This window comes from Desulforhopalus sp. IMCC35007, from assembly GCF_005116575.1.
GTDB lineage: Bacteria > Desulfobacterota > Desulfobulbia > Desulfobulbales > Desulfocapsaceae > Desulforhopalus_A.
In genome coordinates, this window is sequence record NZ_SWCN01000004.1 from 12589 (window position 1) to 30479 (window position 17891).

General features: G+C 45.4%; 16 protein-coding genes. 7 read left to right on the top strand and 9 right to left on the bottom strand.

Going from position 1 to position 17891, the window contains the following annotated elements:
• The first annotated feature begins 6 nt into the window (after positions 1-6).
• A complete protein-coding gene (locus FCL48_RS05145; protein ID WP_136871188.1) occupies positions 7-429 on the top strand; it encodes a DUF309 domain-containing protein in 423 nt (140 codons plus the stop codon).
• 230 nt (positions 430-659) lie between these two features.
• Here FCL48_RS05145 and FCL48_RS05150 read toward each other — a convergent pair whose 3' ends face one another.
• The 3 genes from FCL48_RS05150 to FCL48_RS05160 all read right to left on the bottom strand — a co-directional run bounded on the left by FCL48_RS05150 (position 660) and on the right by FCL48_RS05160 (position 2527).
• Positions 660-1277, bottom strand: coding sequence for a nitrite reductase (locus tag FCL48_RS05150; protein WP_136871189.1), 618 nt, complete (start codon positions 1275-1277; stop codon positions 660-662).
• Between the two features lie 230 nt (positions 1278-1507).
• Positions 1508-2299, bottom strand: coding sequence for an NRDE family protein (locus tag FCL48_RS05155; RefSeq protein ID WP_136871190.1), 792 nt, complete (start codon positions 2297-2299; stop codon positions 1508-1510).
• 9 nt (positions 2300-2308) lie between these two features.
• Positions 2309-2527 (bottom strand): hypothetical protein, encoded by a 219-nt coding sequence (locus tag FCL48_RS05160; RefSeq protein ID WP_136871191.1) that lies wholly within the window; start codon positions 2525-2527, stop codon positions 2309-2311.
• Between the two features lie 121 nt (positions 2528-2648).
• Here FCL48_RS05160 and FCL48_RS05165 point away from each other — a divergent pair, with 121 nt between their 5' ends.
• Entirely contained in the window at positions 2649-3152 is a 504-nt protein-coding gene (locus FCL48_RS05165) for a CoA pyrophosphatase (RefSeq protein ID WP_136871192.1), read from the top strand.
• A 143-nt stretch (positions 3153-3295) separates the two neighbouring features.
• Complete coding sequence (locus FCL48_RS05170) at positions 3296-3673, top strand: DUF2237 family protein (protein ID WP_136871193.1); 378 nt, start codon at positions 3296-3298, stop codon at positions 3671-3673.
• A gap of 64 nt (positions 3674-3737) precedes the next feature.
• On the opposite strand, the gene FCL48_RS05175 is transcribed toward FCL48_RS05170, so the two are convergent.
• Positions 3738-4292, bottom strand: a complete 555-nt coding sequence (locus tag FCL48_RS05175) for a DJ-1 family glyoxalase III (RefSeq protein WP_136871194.1) — start codon at positions 4290-4292, stop codon at positions 3738-3740.
• A 141-nt stretch (positions 4293-4433) separates the two neighbouring features.
• On the opposite strand from FCL48_RS05175, the gene FCL48_RS05180 reads away from it, so the two are divergent.
• Positions 4434-5114, top strand: a complete 681-nt coding sequence (locus FCL48_RS05180; protein WP_240744751.1) for an arginine N-succinyltransferase — start codon at positions 4434-4436, stop codon at positions 5112-5114.
• Between the two features lie 114 nt (positions 5115-5228).
• Here the strand turns inward: FCL48_RS05180 and FCL48_RS05185 are convergent, their stop codons facing one another.
• Together FCL48_RS05185 and FCL48_RS05190 are read right to left on the bottom strand one after the other, a co-directional pair.
• Positions 5229-7061: a hypothetical protein gene (locus FCL48_RS05185; RefSeq protein ID WP_136871195.1), complete on the bottom strand. Its 1833-nt coding sequence runs from the start codon at positions 7059-7061 to the stop codon at positions 5229-5231.
• Between the two features lie 157 nt (positions 7062-7218).
• Positions 7219-10599, bottom strand: coding sequence for a transglycosylase domain-containing protein (locus tag FCL48_RS05190; RefSeq protein WP_136871196.1), 3381 nt, complete (start codon positions 10597-10599; stop codon positions 7219-7221).
• Between the two features lie 242 nt (positions 10600-10841).
• On the opposite strand from FCL48_RS05190, the gene FCL48_RS05195 reads away from it, so the two are divergent.
• The 3 genes from FCL48_RS05195 to yhbY all read left to right on the top strand — a co-directional run bounded on the left by FCL48_RS05195 (position 10842) and on the right by yhbY (position 14316).
• Positions 10842-12536, top strand: a complete 1695-nt coding sequence (locus FCL48_RS05195) for a LysM peptidoglycan-binding domain-containing protein (RefSeq protein WP_136871197.1) — start codon at positions 10842-10844, stop codon at positions 12534-12536.
• A 152-nt stretch (positions 12537-12688) separates the two neighbouring features.
• Positions 12689-13891 (top strand): TraB/GumN family protein, encoded by a 1203-nt coding sequence (locus FCL48_RS05200; RefSeq protein WP_136871198.1) that lies wholly within the window; start codon positions 12689-12691, stop codon positions 13889-13891.
• 92 nt (positions 13892-13983) lie between these two features.
• The gene (gene yhbY / locus FCL48_RS05205; RefSeq protein ID WP_169309093.1) at positions 13984-14316 is read left to right on the top strand and encodes a ribosome assembly RNA-binding protein YhbY; all 333 of its coding nucleotides are present in this window, start codon (positions 13984-13986) and stop codon (positions 14314-14316) included.
• A 97-nt stretch (positions 14317-14413) separates the two neighbouring features.
• Here yhbY and FCL48_RS05210 read toward each other — a convergent pair whose 3' ends face one another.
• From FCL48_RS05210 to pnp, 3 genes are all read right to left on the bottom strand, one after another.
• Positions 14414-15181: an MBL fold metallo-hydrolase gene (locus tag FCL48_RS05210; RefSeq protein WP_136871200.1), complete on the bottom strand. Its 768-nt coding sequence runs from the start codon at positions 15179-15181 to the stop codon at positions 14414-14416.
• Positions 15182-15185: 4 nt separating this feature from the next.
• The gene (gene dut / locus FCL48_RS05215) at positions 15186-15641 is read right to left on the bottom strand and encodes a dUTP diphosphatase (RefSeq protein ID WP_136871201.1); all 456 of its coding nucleotides are present in this window, start codon (positions 15639-15641) and stop codon (positions 15186-15188) included.
• A 109-nt stretch (positions 15642-15750) separates the two neighbouring features.
• Complete coding sequence (pnp, locus tag FCL48_RS05220; RefSeq protein ID WP_136871202.1) at positions 15751-17832, bottom strand: polyribonucleotide nucleotidyltransferase; 2082 nt, start codon at positions 17830-17832, stop codon at positions 15751-15753.
• Between the last annotated feature and the right edge of the window lie 59 nt (positions 17833-17891).

Below are 17891 nucleotides of genomic sequence, written 5' to 3' on the forward strand. Positions count from 1 at the left end.
TCTATCATGAATAGCCAAAAATTCCATCCATTTGAGGATCGTTTCAGTAGAGATATGAGAAATGGCCTCTCCTCGGCCCTTGCAGAGGCCGTTGAGACAGGAAACGGGAAGATGCTGGACAAACTGCAAAAAGACTTTGCCAGCCGCAAGCTCGCGCCCTGCTACCGCGACTATTTAAAAGATCGCAGCGCCAGGTATGAAAAAGCTCTACAGCTCATAGAGATGGATCAGCACCCAATACAACAGGCAGTAGTCCTTTGGAACCAAGGATTATTCTTTGAGGTTCATGAGGTCCTTGAGCATGCCTGGTACCACGCCAAAGGAGAAACAAAGCTCACCCTGCAGGCGCTGATCCGCGCTGCTGGTGTTTATGTAAAACTGGAATATGGCTACATAGACGCAGCCCATAAAATTGCGGGAAAGTCGTAGCCGGTTCTTGAAAAAAACAGTGATATGCTAACGACGTTTTTTGACCCACGGCCTCTGATTGCAGCACTCAAGGGTTGTGAAAAAATGGCTCCACAACTCACACCTCCCTCACAAAGCAGCCGCTGACACATTCGGCGCCACACAGAAAATACCCATAAACATCATGGGCATTTTCTGTGCTGTTCTACAGTTGTGCTGTTATCCTTTATACAAAAACACTGAAAGAGTGCCTACAGTTCGGGATATGGGAACTCGGGATCTGTTAATAATTTAATAATCCTCTGTTTCTTTTCGGTTTTTTTATCATGGAATTCCACCAGAGTTGCCACCATAGTCAACAACTCATCCTCACCCAGTTTTTGGCCGATACGTCGTCCAACTTTTGGAAAAGATCCTCCTTTACCTCCAGCATATAATTCAAAACCGTCCTGGGTTCCAATGATGCCAATATCTGTGGTTTTTGCACCGGAACAGCACAGTGTACAACCAGATATGCCAATTTTGAATTTTGCCTTGGTATGAGCCCTGCCTGAAAATGTGTCAAGGATTTTGGTACTCAAGGCCTCTGTGTCTATCACCCCAAGATTGCAATATTTTTTACCAGCACAGACCTTTGGCAAAGGAAACTTACCAGGTCCTTTAAAGTTTGCCCCGAGTGAGGATAACTCGTCTTTAACCTCTTCTAAGACGACTTCTGGAATATCAAGAATCTTTAGATTCTGAGCGTTTGAGAGATAAATATTAAACGCATATTTCTTAGCCATCTCATGGGTCTTGGCCATAATATCAAGTGGCAGACGACCTGCCGGTAACAGTATCGTAAGACTTGCTTTTTTAGCTTCACTCATTGTTACATCTGCTCCTTTACTTAAATTTTTCAAACGACGATCAATAATATTCTTACATTGGGATTTGTACTATAGGATCTTCTGGAATAATTGAAAATTCGGGACTGGCCATAGAATGCGGCAATATTTATGACGGCTCTGCAGACAATCTCTGAGGAACCGCCCTTACTGGAATATATTTCCTTTCAGCACTTCATAATTGATAATAGCAGGAGCTACGCCAAACAGGGCTAAAGGTGCATCTGCTTATACAAAGGTAACTTGTGTTCTCCTTGACGAAGGTATGTTTTTTCAGCAAAGCAGATCTGGCCGTCATAGCCTATTTGAACCACCGCTGAAGATCTCGTTCCATAGTCTGTGCCGTCTATAAAAACTGGGGCTAAAAACCTTTCCCAATCAAGCCCTACCCCGGTATCCGGCAAAGCTGCATCTGCTGGAACCTGCCTGTCCTGCAGGAGTTGAATGATTTTTCCTACGTTTATTTTTTCCGGGCCGCACATAGAAGTGTACAGCAGCTCTTTACCTCTCAACACTTTGGGCCATGGGCTATCCAGAAGGTGGTTGCTCAAGCCATAAAAACCAGGTTCCAGGACATGCACCCGATTCTCGGCATTGGAGAAAAAGACAAGCTGGGTCTCATCCCCAAAAAACACATTAAACCCTGCGTAGCGCGCTGAGCGTGTAGCAAGATCTTCAACGGCATCGATTGCTGAAGCGCCGCTTTGGAGGTATTCAAGAACAATATCCCCCCTCGACGGTTGCCCCACGTTGTTTGTCGCCCCGGCTCTGTAATTGGTGATTACTCCAAATCTAAAATTTCTACTATCTCGCCCATTTCGATCTGTTCGCGTGACCCCAAGCCACATACCACCCTGCTGAAGGTCCTGGCCCCCAAGGATTTTCTTGTCAGAATCAATAAAATTTAACTGGGCAGTCGGCCGCCTGAAAAACTCATCCCGGTTCCCAGCGATGACAAAACGATGGGACGGATGTATCTTATAGGAGATGAAAACAAGACACATACAAATCCGTTAATCGCTCTGGGGCCACTCGGCGTTCGCCTCACGACTGGAAAGGTAACAAAATTTTGTCCAGGAGAATTCCTTATGAGATATTGGACATCGTAGTGTAATTTTATGCTCTCCGATGGCCACAACCTCCCAGTCACCTTTACGTCGTCCATCCTCAATACGGATTTTATCACCGACAGAAAACGGATATTGATTAAAAACCAGCACATCGTTTTTCATAATATATCCTTCTAGGATTTTAGTTACCTTTAGAGAAAGAACGGAACATTGCTTTTTCCATAAAACAAGGTACTCTCAATAGATATGAACTTCGATTAACACAACCATTCATTTTTGTCCCATGAAAAACACAGGCATACATGTTAGTGCAGCTGTCGCGATTATTCGCTGTGAACACCCGGTGACAAGTTATCTCCTTCTTCGCAGAGCCAGCCACCCTGATGACCCCTGGTCCGGTCACTTTGCCTTTCCTGGCGGCAGAAAAGAGCACAGCGACAAGACACTTCTGGACACATGTATCCGTGAAACAAAAGAGGAAACAGGCATCGAACTTCAAGTCTCTCAGCTAGTCCAGACACTTTCCCCAGAGCCGGCAGGACAAAACTTTCAACACCTGCTCTGGGTTCAACCATTTTTGTTTTCACTTCCCGACCGACCAGCGATCTCACTCAACACGTCTGAGATTGTAGACAGCGCCTGGGTATCCTTACAGAATTTTGCGGAACCGGCAAATCACAGTGAAACTGAAATGCTTCCAGGAAAGCTATTTCCCACCTTCCCTCTTCAGGATTACTTCCTTTGGGGATTTACCTACAGACTCCTCGGAAAAACGGTGGAATTGTAGGGCTCTTTACAGATACGACCAAAAATCATTTGCCTTTTCTATGGTCTTTCTTACTATTTTTCTATGCATAATTAAAATGCAGCAGATTATCATCCCTGTAAACGAAAATAAACCTGTCCCAGTTAAAAACGAGGTAAGCATTTATGACAGAACATAAAAATGTACTTGGTACCCCACTTGAAATTTGCAGTATAGAACCAATGACAGGGTTTACAAGAGAAGGCAGCTGTAAAGTCACCGACAACGATTATGGAGTGCATGGGGTCTGCGTGCAGGTTACAGAGGAGTTTTTGAAATTTTCCAAAGAAAAAGGTAACGACCTCTCAACACCCATGCCCTTTGCAGGCTTTGATGGCCTTCTTCCTGGCGATCGTTGGTGCCTTTGTGCATCTCGCTGGAAAGAAGCTCTGGAAAATAATGCAGCTCCCCATGTGAATTTATTAGCGACCCATGAAGCAGCCCTCCTGTTTGTCTCTTTGGAGGATCTACTAGCCCATTCACTGGATAACGGCCATAGCTAGACCATTTTTTCTGACAAAATACCAAAAGAGGCCGCCATGGTTTCTCGGTCAAAAGGGGTCGGAACTAGATGAGAGCCATCTGTTTTTCAACCTCTTTTCTCTTATCGGGTCCCAGAAGAATTTCGAGGAGCTTGAGAGAAAAATCGATGGATAATCCTGCACCTCTTGCCGTAACACAGTTCTTATCAAAAACGACACTCTCACAAACATGCTCCTGGGACGGCAGTTTCTCTACAAATAAAGGATGACAGGTGGCATTTTTTCCATCCAGCAGTCCTTTCTCTCCCAGCACCAGTGCAGGTGCGGCACAAATAGCACCGTAGAGCTTACCCGCATCATTTTGTTTTCTAAGCAGCTCAGATAGATCGACAGACAGCGCCAGGTTTTCCGAGCCGGGAATCCCCCCTGGAAGGACAATGAGATCATATTGGTTATCTCGGCAGGCAGAAATAAACATATCAGCAACAACGGGAACACCATGGGAAGAAACAACCTGGAGGTCGTCCCCCACTGCAGCCAGATCGACATGAACACCAGCCCGGCGGAAAACATCAACTACGCTCAGGGCTTCAACCATCTCAAAACCATATGCCAATGGTACAAGGATTTTCTTTTGCATACTATCTCCATTTGTTAAATGATTTATATGATAAGAGTGCTCTTAAGAAGTACTACTCAAGATAATATGCTATATTCTATAGGAATCAATTATATTATGGCAATAACACAGCTTTCCCACATTTTCTAACAGGATATTTCCATGGAACAACAGCCGCCAATGCAACAGGTTTCTCCCCCGTCGAAAGGATTCTCGGTCAAGCAGACACTGGGCATTATTGCCCTTGCCATGCTCATCACCGCCGTAGGAACCGTTTTTGCAATTAAAATTTTCCTCTTTCCTGCTCCATTTAAGCCGGTAACCCTGTCCACCAAAGAAGAGCAGCAGTTGTCGAGAAAACTCACAATTTTTGAAGGCTTTGAAAGCGAGCCAGAAAAGACGGGAAATGGCGAGACACTTGCCCCTGAACCGTATCGCGAGGATGCCGATTTACGAAAAGTTCATTTTACAGAGCGGGAAGTTAATGCCATGCTGGCAAAAAATACCGATCTTGCAGACAAACTCGCCATCGATCTGGCCAAGGATATGATCAGTATCAAAGTACTCATCCCCCTTGACCCCGATTTTCCGATGCTTGGTGGAAAAACTTTTAAAGTAAAGGCCGGGGCTGAGCTCGCCTACAAAGACGGACGGCCTGTGGTAAAACTCAAAGGCGTCAGTCTCATGGGGGTGCCCATGCCAAACAGCTGGTTGGGTGGCCTGAAAAACATTGACCTTATCAAAGAATTCGGTGCAGATGAAGGTTTCTGGAAGGCCTTTGCCGATGGCGTCGAATCCATTGGCGTTGAAGAAGGCTCCCTAAAAATTGAACTGAAACCGTAGAATAAAAAAGGCCAGCAGATTTTAATATATCCGGCTGGCCTTTTTCATCTGTCCTGCGATCATGGTGAAGACCTCAATAATCCAGGAATGAAAGATTACATTTTTAATATTACCTTAACGCATAACTCCCTCACCGTTCTCTTCAATTAACGGAGCCACCGGTTCATTTTGTATCAGATTGCTGTCAAAGGCTTTGTCAAGACCATCGACAGGCACTTCCTGAGTCCCCTGATCAGCGATTGATATAAGATTAGGGTCTATCTGAATCATCTCCTGCTCAACCCTTTCAATATTTCCCTGGACCTTTGAAATAATCTCAACGCCTGGATATTTTACAAGGATATTGCGTAACAGTTGTCTGGTTTCAATGAGCAGTTTTTTGCGGCTCTCAAGGTCTGTTGTCTTGGTGAAACGGATAAACAGGCCAGCTGCTTTTTTGCGATCGGCCTTCGCCGCCTCAAGTGATACTTCATTAATTTTATTTTCGGCCTTTACTCCGTATTCCGTGTCAAGAAGATTGGTAAAAACATCAATAGCCTCATCATATCGCTCACCCTTGACAAGCAGCATCCCGTTATTCCATTGATGCTGCAATTCCTGCATCTTAGCCATCTTGTCGGTTTCCTTATCCACTGCAGCTGCCAGCAACAATTCCTCATTCTTTGCTTTGACCTGTAACTGTTTGTCTGCGTCAATAACATCTAACGGCAGAGTTTCAAGCAATTCTAAGGCCTTATCAAACTTTTTCTCAGCTCCCAGAGCATCTACCGAAGCAATAAAGGAATTGAACCATGCATCGGCGCGCGATAATGAGGATTGCCGTAAAAAATCAACATTTGAGGCAACTGCTGAATACGGATAATTTGAGAGGAACGTATCAGCCTGCCACACAGTTCTATAGCCCTGCTGTTCTGGGATAAAACCGAGATAGTCACGTAAAAGAGAAGAATATTCTGAAAGTTCGGGGCTTCCTTCAGCGGATCTATCCAGGATGGACAGCTGTAATTTGGACCACTCTTCAAGTTTTCCCAGATTTTGATAATCTTCAGATATTTTCTTATACTGCACCTCAGCTGATTTAAAATCGCCTGATGCGGTATAGAGGTCAGCCAGAATTTTTCTGAGTGAAACCAAATCAGTGGCCTGCTCATCGGAGTCGGACATCTGGTCCACAATCTGGCGATACACCTCCGTTGCCTTCTCTTCCTGATTCAGATAGATAAGAGCATTTCCGTATTTGATCTTGGTTTTGACATGAACCCGTGGAATTTGAAATGGCGGAATTTTAAGCCAGACCTGGACAACCTCCGAATATTCACGGCTTTCATCGTATCTGTCGATAAGTGTTTCCAGTTGAGACAGATCCGCCCCTTCTTCTCTTTTGTTCCAGCCGACAGCCTGATCCTCGGATTCCGACACCATACGCCCGCAATCTTCTTCTAAAAATTCAATATCTGCTGTCTGAAGTTTGAACAAGTCTTCACTGCTGATCTGATCGGCGGCAGATACCTCCCCAGCCTGAAGCATTTTATTGCGAAGGTCACTGTAACCATTGAGAACATCCTGCAGTCTCCTGAAACAGCGAACCATTTTTGCGGCATCATCCTCACCTACCTCCGCCCCCACAGACTTACGGTCCAGCTCTTTCCACCTGTCAAGTTTTCGCCCATATTCAAAGATTCGATCATTGACATAGACCATTGAAGGGAGAACCACTTCAATATCTTCTTCCACAATGGGACTCTCCGGTTCCGCTCCGATATCAAGATAACGAGGCAAGGTAACCGTTTTGGCAGCATTTGTGTCCTGGCTGGGTTGGGCTACAGGGACCTGATATGTACTACTTTTGGGAGGGGAAGGAGGTACCTTTGGCAAATCGGGAACGGCACAACCACTCAGACCTGCAATGCACATTGAAAGTGCAAAACTTTTGGCTATTTTTTTCATATGAAGTCTCGGTATTTTTTTAGGGAAACAAAGGTATAAGCCAGCCAACAGGATCCTAAAGCGAGCGGCCGCCCGCATCACCCAAGAGGCTGTTATCCCTCCAACAGGGTAAGGGAGGACATGTTTTTGTTTACCAGTTTAATTATAATTTCTTGGTTTACTGTACTGCTTCTCCAGTGGTTTTCCAATACGGTTCATAGATTCTCTCCGGCACAAATCTCCCGGCACTACTTTTTTTGCCAAAAGTGAGAATCGAGGGGGTAAAACGGGAGAATTCACTGACTTCCTGGTATGGCTCAGTGACAGCCCCCCCCGAGTCCTCAGTCACCCCCAGATTTAACTGCCCAAGAGCCGGCCTTTTTATGGCAAGTCCGTTAAAAGAAAGGTCAACGGGGTCAAGTCTGCTTACGTAATCCTGCTCCTGAATGATAGCGTTTGCAATGGAACTCCACACCGGCAATGCTCCAGCTGAACCACTGATACGGCTCGATTTACGACGCATTGGGCTGTTATCATCAAACCCTACATATACCCCTATGGCATAACCGTTATCAAGTGTCATTGCAACTCCGTCACCTGTAACCTCGGGGAGATAACCAAAAAAAGAGGCATTGGTATAATTATTGGCCGTTCCGGTTTTTCCAAGAAGCGGTACCGAAAGACCAAGCTCTTCTATGGTATTTTTTTTCTCCTCGCCCCCTGCATCCGTTTGAGGTCGATCAAAGCTGACAATTTTATTTGCCGCTCTGCCTGTGCCAAATTTGACGATGTTTTCCAGAATGCCCCCCAGAGCAAGGCTGGTTTTAGCGTCTATAACGTTTTTTTGTGTCTGTTCCGGTTGATATAATATTCGCCCGTCTTCTGATTCAATCCGATCGATAATGGCAAGGGAATCGTTATCTTCTTCTTGCGTCTCTTCATAAAACGTAGTCACACTACCTGTGACGAGGCCTTCATACAACCGGGTTAGCTCAAAAAGGGTGACCACATTTGAACCAAGAGGAAAAGAAAGCACAGCCTCCAGCTCGCTATTAATACCAAGTTGTTTTGACAACTGTTTAAGATAATAAAGCCCCACAGTCACGCGGAAATCATGTACTCCCGCCAATACATCAAATTCATAGGGCAGGGCATCGAGTAATTTTGCGTATTCATGTTCGAGCTGTGTATCGGTTTTATCGATGGCAAAAGCCGTCAAGGTTCCATTGACATGTATCTGCTCCCAAAAAGCATTACGTGCAAAGCTGCTCTGCTGACTCAGATAATGAACCAGATCAATGGTATTTACTCTGATTAAACCACCAAGACCAGATTGTGACGGCATATAATAGAATTCTTTTCCTGTCTCATCTACATAAAGAGCCGCGCCAGTAGGACTTGCCATAACCTGACCGGCATCTGGAAACGGCTGATTGACAACCAGTTCTACCTGCTTCTGCCAGTTTTTTAGCTCACCACGCAGGGATGCAACGGAAAGATAACTGTTTTGCAGAAGAGATAGCCGGAAAAACAGTTCGTCGATAATCCTGTTATTGGCCTTCTTTTTCTTTTTTTCCTGTGCAATAGCCGCGCCGATATCATGGCGAAATTGACCGTAGTCCTGGCCATAGTGTAATCCCTTTAAAACCTGGTATTCATCCATCTTATCATCAAAAATAAAATCCGTTTCCAGATTCTTGACGGCAAGATGATACGCTGCTTCTCTCAGGGTTTTCTTATTCACCTGGATTCCATAACGATCGCGAATTCGGTCTCTATAAGCCCTGTATGGCTCTTCCTGTCCATCAACTATTCGAGGGGTTAGCCCAACCTGTTCCGCTACCTCATGAAATTCGTCTGTGGATAATTTATCGCAGAGGTTTGCAAGCAACCACACTGATGCGACATTTTCCGAATGTACACCAGCCCAGCTCATTGATACCCATTCGTGGGGACTCACATGGTCAGGTCTTGGGAAATAAGGTTTGCCATGGTAGATGAAAAGATCCCTGCTGTTTTTTAGCAGATCAGCGCTATTCCAGCCAAGCTGAAGGGCTGCAGCATACACAAGAGGTTTGAACGCCGATCCCATGGTTCGCTTGGCGTGAATGGCTCTGTTATAGAACCTGTTTTCGCTGCCTCCTGCAATACTCCGGATCTTACCTTTATGAACAACAATCGCCCCTCCCTGAACCAGTGGATATCGTTCAAGGTCTAAAAGATGGGGTTCCCAATCATCACTGACCTTTCTTACACTCACCCAGACCCTGTCTCCCACCTGCAACTCCTTGACAAGAAGATCAAGATCTTTTTTTTCGGTTTCACTCCAGAGATTCTTCCTGTACTTGACATCGGCCAGAACCAATCGCAATAGTCCATCTGCATCAATTACTGCCTCTCCAAGTCGTTTATCCAGCTCTACTTTGATTTTGGTCTCTTTTCCAGCCCCTGCTATTTCCGTAATAGTACCAAAAAGAAAAGCGCCTTGAGTCACTTCACTGTCTCCACTATACTCAAGGGCGGTAAGTTCTTTTTGCACCTCTTCACGGGTATAGCCTCTCAGGCGTACATCCAACCTCGAGAGTTCCCTTCGCAGGGACGCCAGCGTCTCTTGCTGTAAACCTTTGTCAACAGTTGTAATTACCTTTACCCCTGACGTTGCTATATTGCTGATCTCCTGGGCCTCAAGGGCCTCCCTTACACTGGTTGAAGAGACCGCCTCACGCACTAGCTCCATGGAGTAGTCGAGTGAATAGCCAACACGGCCCTGATTGAAATTTATATCCATTGCCAGCGCCTGATTATAGGCAAAGCTATCAATATGTCCACTTTCTCTCATCTTGTCCAGAACGTACCTCAAGCGCACCTTAGCCCGTTGTTTTGCTTTTTCCGCCCCTTCTTCCGTTTTTTTGATAAATGGATTGTAATAGTTTGGCTGCTTCACACTGCCCGCTATAAATGCACATTCAACGAGATTGAGTTCAGATGGCTTTTTATCAAAATAGTAGCGCGCCGCCACACCTAATCCATGTCCATTGCCGCTGACATAAAACTGATTTGCATAGAATTCAAATATTTTTTCTTTAGGGTAATGGTATTCGAGACGCAGAGCAAACAACAGTTCTTTCAGTTTGGCTTTATAGGAACGGTCTTCTCGTTTAAAGAGGTTTTTGGCCGTCTGTTGGGTCAGAGTACTTCCACCCTGTACAACCTTTCCTGCTTGAATGTTTTTAACCATCGCCCGGCCAATTCCACCGATATCAAAGCCAAAATGCTCAAAAAATCGTCCATCTTCGGCAGCAACCAGTGCGTTGACAAAGTCTGAGGGGATTTCGCTGTATTTCACGTACTGTCTGTGGGCTGTATCGAAAAACACCCCGAGCTTGGTAGTACCGTCACTATAATATACGTGACTCTCCCTGCCTAAAATGCTCTCAATGTTCTGCTCGCTGATTTCATCTCCAGGTTCAAGGACAACGAGTACATAGAGCCAGCCCGCAAGGCCACAGGTTGCCATAACAGTCAAGATAACGAGGGTAAAAAATAACTTTTTTAGCATAAATTGAATTTATTTTGAGCAACTGATGAATGAAAATGGTATCAAAGTGAAACGATAAACCATGTAACGTTCATAAAACTTGCAATTGCTTTCGAGTTAGAGTTTAAATACTGTCAATTATTTTCTGAGGTTAAACTCTCGCAAATGTACTCAGTAAAATCACATAACTCAATACATGAGTTACAATTTTACCGGTCTTTTACTGCGTACGTGGAATATTAATCCACCAAATACATTACACAATGACTTTAAAATCACTGCACTTCCCTTCAATACTTCTCTGTTTCATCATCATAACATTTGTTTCTGGTTGCGCCAGTCTCGATAACTACATGGTACTCAATGATGATGAATCCAATACCTTAAGCGAACAACAAGTTCAGGATGAGACTGAAAATGATCCCGATCTTGTGGAATCTGAACCTCTTATGTGCCTCAAGGAAGAGCTTCAAGAGCTAAATCTGACGGGAATGTGGAGCCCATCACTCAGGTCGCCGATGGGTCAACTCCAGGATGACGTTCAATATGATTTTCCAGTCGTGATCAACAAACAGGTTCAGATGTATCTTAACCTGTTTCAAGGAAAGCAGCGAAATCAATTCGCAGAATGGCTTGCCCGATCAGGCAGATACAAAACGATAATGCAAGAGCAGCTCATGGAGGCCGGTTTACCAACAGATTTGATGTATCTGTCGATGATTGAAAGCGGCTACTATGAGCTCGCCTGCTCGCGCTCAAAAGCTGTTGGCTTATGGCAATTCATGCAGCCCACCGGAAAACAGTACAACCTCAAAGTCGACAAGTATGTTGATGAACGTCGTGATGCCATTAAATCTACTCAGGCAGCCGTCTCCTACCTTTCTGATCTCTACGACGAATTTGGCGACTGGTATCTTGCCGTCGCAGCCTATAACGGTGGTCCTGGAACGATCAGAAATGGTTTACGCCAACATAATGTCAACGATTTTTGGGAACTTGCCTCCAAAAAGCACCTCAGCCTTGAAACAAAAAGATATGTTCCAAAGCTTATAGCGGCACTCATTATTGCCAAGGACCCCGAACGCTATGGTTTTACGAACATCAACTATCAACAGCCCCTTGGCTATGATACCATCACAGTGGGGCCTGGCATGCCTCTGGATGCCATAGCGCTTATCAGTGACAGTTCTTTAAAAGAAATAAAAGAACTCAACCATGAACTGAAAAACAACCGGACTCCAGTCAACCAGGTAGAATATGAAGTGAAGGTACCTGAGGCAAGAGGCACACTCGCACAGAAAAACCTTTCACGCCTTCACACTATAGCAACGACAGGGTACAAGACCCACAAAATACGTAAAGGCGACACCCTCAGTAGCATATGCAGACGCTATGACGTGAACAAGACAACCATACTGAAGGTAAATAATCTCAGAAGCAGTAAGCTCAGGACCGGATATAATCTGCGTATCCCATACAATACCTTAACATATCAGCTGCTGCCGGAAGGTTCTTCCGATGCCATGCTTGCCTATAAAGACAGTCTTATTCTTCATCGCATAAAAAAGGGTGAAACTGTCTCTAAAATATCCCAAAAATATGGGGTTACTCCAGAGATGATTGTTGCATGGAATGGCTTGAAAAATACCCATACAATTCGAGCAGGACAACAACTGGCCTTATATGTTGATAATGGCAACCAGGCGACAAATATTCCACAGACAGCATCCAGGAAAAACGATACAGCGAACTCCAATCTCATGGTTTTGCATTCAGAGAAAAAGAAACACTTCACTAGTAAGGAAGACCTCTTTCACTACTATAGTGTCAGAAATGGTGATTCTTTGTGGAGTATTTCCCGAAAATTTAGTGCTTCCACGACAGATATAAAAAAATGGAATAAACTGAAATCAAACCTGATCCATCCAGGCTCAACCCTCAAGCTTAAGAAAGGCTAGCAGGTCTGAGCCATTATCAGCTTGCTCCTTTCCTTCTTTAGAATTTTAACCCATGACAAAATGGATGTTGATGCCTACCATGCATCAAGCCGATTTCCAGGCTACACACGTTACTTCATTGGGACCAATTCATTTTTTACTTTAATAAAACAATGCTAACCAGTGACACACCTTTTCCAGCCCATGAATACTCAAGTGACGTCCATACAGTAAGGCTTGGAGACAGAACGTTTCTCCTTGTTGGCACGGCTCATATCTCACAGGAATCTGCAGACCTTGTGAAAATGGTGATTGAACAGGAACAACCGGACTGTGTCTGCCTGGAACTCGATGACAAACGATACCAGGCTCTTACCCAGAAGAAGAAATGGGAAGAGCTCAATCTGAAAACCATCGTCAAAAATAAACAACTTTCTACCCTGCTCGTTCAGCTGCTCATGGGATCCTACCAGAAACGCATGGGAGGCAAGCTCGGAGTAACGCCTGGAGCGGAACTGCTCACAGCGGCTAATACTGCAAAAAATCTGCAGATTCCCATTTCTCTTTGTGACCGTGATGTCCGTATCACGCTGAGAAGGGCCTGGAAATCGACCTCATTCTTCAAAAAAGGCTACCTTCTCACCTCGCTTCTTGCCAGCCTTTTTGATAAAGAAGAAGTATCAGAAGAAAAACTGCAGGAACTCAAACAAAAAGATGTCCTCACAGAACTGATGGATGAGATGGGTAGTGCATTGCCTGATCTCAAACGGGTTCTCATCGACGAACGGGATATCTATCTCAACGAGAAGATTAAATCCTCCATGGGAAAACGCATAGTGGCCGTAGTTGGTGCGGGACATATCGCAGGAATGATACGCTCTTTTGAATCTGACAATAAATCAAAACTGGAAGAGATCACCAGTATTCCACCTGTCTCAAAAGGCTATAAGATCATCGGCTGGCTTATCCCGGCTCTGATCATTGGGTCACTCGTCGTTATAGGCAGCCAGAAAGGGGCCTCTGTGGCCGGTGAGAATCTACTGTACTGGATCATGGCAAATGGTGTGCCCTGTGCCATTGGAGCGGTGCTTGCGCTGGCACACCCGCTAACCATTGTCAGTTCTTTTGTTGCCGCTCCAATTACCAGTTTGACCCCGGTCATCGGTGCCGGTTATGTCGCAGCTTTTGTACAGGCTATTGCCTGTCCACCTGTCGTCAAGGAGTTCCAGAACGCAGGAGATGACATCAGTAGCATAAAAGGCTGGTGGAAAAATCGTCTTCTCCGGGTCTTTCTGGTTTTCCTTCTCACGGGCCTTGGCTCTGCCATTGGCACCTGGGTTGGAGGCTATGAAATTTTCACCAACCTCATTCATTAATGAGGTTCACAACGAGTGGATATGCCAAGGCTGTTCGCTCATCTATTTAGCGATTAATGTTTGCAGTATCATACAAGGAAAAAGCAACGAATATGTCAGACAAGAAAAAAGAGCCCGTAGTTCTTAACACAAAGCAGAAACAATATCTCAAGGGCTTAGCGCATCCACTCAATCCCCTCGTACAAATAGGTAAAGAGGGCTTGAGTCCCGGACTCCTCGCCATGACCCGTGAAGAACTGCTTCGGCACGAGCTCATCAAGGTCAAACTCAGCAATAACAGCGGTCTGGATAAGGTTGCAACCTCGGAAGAAATTGCCGAAAAAACAGAGAGTATTCTGGTGCAGCTTATCGGTAAAACCTTTGTTCTATATAAGGAAAACCTTAAAAAGCCAAAAGATAAAAGAATTTATATCCCAAAAGGATAATTATAGGTACTCTACCGGGACAGGCTTTAAAAAGGCTTTTGCTGGTTGCGAGTAATTCGCTTATTCAGCAATATTTATATGAGACCTGTCCCCTACCCTACAACTGCAACAGTGGCATGGCCTCATCCTGACGTGCAATATGCAATTTCACCGTTGGCCACTGCTGCATCGATGTACCTGCAGCCTGTCTTGCGAGTTCTACTGAGTTATTTTTTTCACTCAGATGGGCAAGCACCACCTCTTGTATCGATTCTCCCAAAACATTTCGAAGAAAATCAGCGGCGTCATCATTGGACAGATGCCCTCGACTGGAGCGCACACGCTGTTGCAGTGGCAGAGGATAGGGACCATATTTTAACATTTCCAGATCATGATTGAACTCCAGAATCACCCCATGGCAAGATGAAAGTCTTTGTGCCATCAGATGTGAGGTCTTCCCAGTATCCGTACAATACCCCAAACGTTTATCTCCGTCCGAAATGACATAACCAACCGGATCTGCGGTATCATGGGAAACACGAAAGGAGCGTATCTCAAGATCCTCGATTCGCAGCACATCTCCTGTTGCAAACGTCCTGACCTCAAAGAGCTTTCCTATTTTCAAAGCAGCCGCCTCAAAGGTTCCCTCATTGATGCAAACAGGTATTCTGTATTTCCTTGAAATGACACCAACCCCACAAATATGGTCATTATGTTCATGGGTGATACAAACTGCCTTGATATCCGCCAGATCACGATTAATCGACTGCATTCGCTGCTGTAACTGCTTGCCTGAAAATCCTGCATCAATGAGAATGGCTGTGTTGCGACTCTCGACATAAACGGCGTTGCCGCGACTCCCGCTTCCAAGAACTGAAAATCGCATAATCTTACACCCCGGTATGTCCAAAACCGCCTGCACCCCGTTTTGTTTTGTCCAAGACCTCAACCTCGATAAGACGAGCTCTCTGCACCGGGGCCACTATCATCTGAGCAATCCTTGCCCCTCTTGTAACTGTAAAAGGACCCCTTCCAAGGTTTACAAGAGCAACCTTCACCTCACCCCGATAATCGGAATCGATTGTACCGGGACTGTTAATAAGGGTTATACCGTTTTTTACCGCAAGCCCGCTACGTGGACGAACCTGGATTTCATACCCTTTAGGAATTGCTACCGCAAAACCCGTTGGAATGAGGGTAATCTGGCCGGGTTCTATTATAGTATCGCCAGTTACCGCGGCCATGATGTCCATTCCGGCTGAACCTTCGGTCTCATATGCTGGCAACGTGAGATTCCGCTCACCTTCTGGCAGGAGCCAACAGAATTGTACGTCTATATCTCCCATCTTTTCCCCTATTTATCCGGTTTAAAAACAATGTAACCGAAATTTCATACAAAAAAGGCCGACTCCTCGCTGTAAAGAAGTCGGCCTGAAAGCTACAATGAAAAGATGTTTATTCCTTTTCTAAAAGCGCCTTGCGACTGAGACGAATCCGACCGCGGTTATCCACGTCAAGCACTTTGACCTCAATCTCATCGCCTTCATTTACCACATCGGTAACCTTGGTTACACGCTTATGGTCAAGTTCGGATATATGAACCAGGCCGTCTGTACCAGGAAGAATTTCTACAAAGGCACCGAAATCTTTAATGGTCTTGACAATTCCCTTATAGACAGCGCCAACTTCTGCTTCAGCCGTGATGGCTTTGACTTTAGCCACAAGTGCATCAGCGAGTTCACCGTTGAGTGCAAACATCTTGATCAGACCACTATCGTCGACTTCAATTTTTGCATCGAACTCAGCCGAAAGCTCTTTAATAATTTTTCCACCAGGTCCAATGATGTCTCTGATTTTATCCGGATTGATTTTGTGGACCATGTATTTGGGAGCATGCTCAGCTACGGCGTCACGGGCAGTGGAGATACCTTTTTCCATTTCCCCAAGGATGTGGATACGGCCTTCTTTGGCCTGATTAAGGGCTGTACCCATGATCTCCCGATCTACACCGTCAATCTTGATATCCATTTGTAAGGCGGTGATACCGTCGCAGGTACCAACAACTTTAAAATCCATATCCCCTAAATGATCTTCATCGCCGAGGATATCTGAAAGAATGGCAATCTTCTCACCTTCCTTAATGAGTCCCATAGCAATTCCAGACACAGGGCGCTTGATAGGAACACCGGCATCCATCAGTGCCATACTACCGCCACAGACAGAGGCCATGGAGGAAGAACCGTTGGATTCAAGAATCTCAGAAACCACCCGGATGGAGTAAGGAAAATCTTCTTCCTTTGGCAAAACCGCCTCAAGTCCACGGGTTGCAAGGGTTCCGTGTCCAACATCCCGTCTGGATGGGCCGCGAAGCATTCTTGCCTCGCCAACACAGTACGGAGGGAAATTATAATGCAACATGAACCGTATGCTTTCTTCCCCGTTTAAGGTTTCAACACGCTGTTTATCCCTTTCACTGCCCAGGGTTGTGCTGACGAGAGCCTGAGTCTCTCCACGGGTAAACAGTGCAGAGCCATGGGCTTTGGGTAAATATTGGGTCTCACAATTGATGTCACGTATTTCATTATACTTTCTGCCACCAATCCTGATTTCCTCATTGACGATTTTGCCGCGCATATACGACTTCTTAAAGGAAGAGAGAAGTTCACTGATCTCATTTTTATTTTCTTCTTCAGGGTCGATTTTAGCGATTACTTCGTCTTTTAATGCGTCGTAGACACCACCACGCTCAAGCTTGTCGGAGGTTGTAAATACTTTTTCCATCCCGGCAGCTGCAACTTCCTTAACCTTTGCCAACAGTTCCTCGTTGATCTCAGGAGCAACAACCTCAACTTTTGGTTTACCACAGCTTTTCTGTAATTCTTCCTGGATATCGAGCAGTGGCTGAAGATGTTCAAATGCATAGAAAATGCCGGAAAGAACTTCATCTTCGCTCAACTCATCGGCTTTTCCCTCAACCATGACAATGGCCTTTCTGGTACATGCCACAACGATGTCCATGGCGGATTTGGCAAGTTCCTTAACAGTTGGATTAAGAACATACTCACCATCGATGTAGCCAATCCGTCCACCGGCCACCGGACCATCAAAGGGAATGTTAGACAGGGATAAAGCACAAGACGCACCGGTCAAAGCAAGAACATCAGGGAGGATCTGCTGATCAGCAGAGAGAACTGTCGCGATTACCTGCGTCTCGGCTCGATAGCCTTTAGGGAAGAGTGGTCGCATGGGCCGGTCAATGATCCGGCAGGTGAGAACCTCGTGATCACTTGGTCTGCCAATTTCACGACGAAAATAGTTGCCCGGAATCCGGCCAACGGACGCCAGTTTTTCCTGATATTCGATGGTCAGAGGTAAAAAATCAACATCAGGTCGGGCTTTTCCAGCCCCGACAGCTGTGACGAGAACCACGGTTTCGCCAGAGCGAATAACGATAGAGCCTGATGCTTGTTTGGCAATTTTGCCAGTTTCAATGGAAATGATTTTTCCACCGATTTCAGTTTCAACTTTAGTAAACATGTTTTCTCCAGATGTGTAGCATCAGGGAAAGGCGCAGCGCCAATTTATCCGACTGGATT

What these genes read in the sequence shown, in the direction of transcription:
- dut (WP_136871201.1), bottom strand. Translation starts at nt 15,641, where the DNA reads ATGGGAGATATAGACGTACAATTCTGTTGGCTCCTGCCAGAAGGTGAG.
- FCL48_RS05160 (WP_136871191.1), bottom strand. Translation starts at nt 2,527, where the DNA reads ATGAAAAACGATGTGCTGGTTTTTAATCAATATCCGTTTTCTGTCGGT.
- FCL48_RS05150 (WP_136871189.1), bottom strand. Translation starts at nt 1,277, where the DNA reads ATGAGTGAAGCTAAAAAAGCAAGTCTTACGATACTGTTACCGGCAGGT.
- FCL48_RS05200 (WP_136871198.1), top strand. Translation starts at nt 12,689, where the DNA reads ATGCTAACCAGTGACACACCTTTTCCAGCCCATGAATACTCAAGTGAC.
- FCL48_RS05190 (WP_136871196.1), bottom strand. Translation starts at nt 10,599, where the DNA reads ATGCTAAAAAAGTTATTTTTTACCCTCGTTATCTTGACTGTTATGGCA.
- yhbY (WP_169309093.1), top strand. Translation starts at nt 13,984, where the DNA reads ATGTCAGACAAGAAAAAAGAGCCCGTAGTTCTTAACACAAAGCAGAAA.
- FCL48_RS05155 (WP_136871190.1), bottom strand. Translation starts at nt 2,299, where the DNA reads ATGTGTCTTGTTTTCATCTCCTATAAGATACATCCGTCCCATCGTTTT.
- FCL48_RS05210 (WP_136871200.1), bottom strand. Translation starts at nt 15,181, where the DNA reads ATGCGATTTTCAGTTCTTGGAAGCGGGAGTCGCGGCAACGCCGTTTAT.
- pnp (WP_136871202.1), bottom strand. Translation starts at nt 17,832, where the DNA reads ATGTTTACTAAAGTTGAAACTGAAATCGGTGGAAAAATCATTTCCATT.
- FCL48_RS05165 (WP_136871192.1), top strand. Translation starts at nt 2,649, where the DNA reads ATGAAAAACACAGGCATACATGTTAGTGCAGCTGTCGCGATTATTCGC.
- FCL48_RS05185 (WP_136871195.1), bottom strand. Translation starts at nt 7,061, where the DNA reads ATGAAAAAAATAGCCAAAAGTTTTGCACTTTCAATGTGCATTGCAGGT.
- FCL48_RS05145 (WP_136871188.1), top strand. Translation starts at nt 7, where the DNA reads ATGAATAGCCAAAAATTCCATCCATTTGAGGATCGTTTCAGTAGAGAT.
- FCL48_RS05180 (WP_240744751.1), top strand. Translation starts at nt 4,434, where the DNA reads ATGGAACAACAGCCGCCAATGCAACAGGTTTCTCCCCCGTCGAAAGGA.
- FCL48_RS05195 (WP_136871197.1), top strand. Translation starts at nt 10,842, where the DNA reads ATGACTTTAAAATCACTGCACTTCCCTTCAATACTTCTCTGTTTCATC.
- FCL48_RS05175 (WP_136871194.1), bottom strand. Translation starts at nt 4,292, where the DNA reads ATGCAAAAGAAAATCCTTGTACCATTGGCATATGGTTTTGAGATGGTT.
- FCL48_RS05170 (WP_136871193.1), top strand. Translation starts at nt 3,296, where the DNA reads ATGACAGAACATAAAAATGTACTTGGTACCCCACTTGAAATTTGCAGT.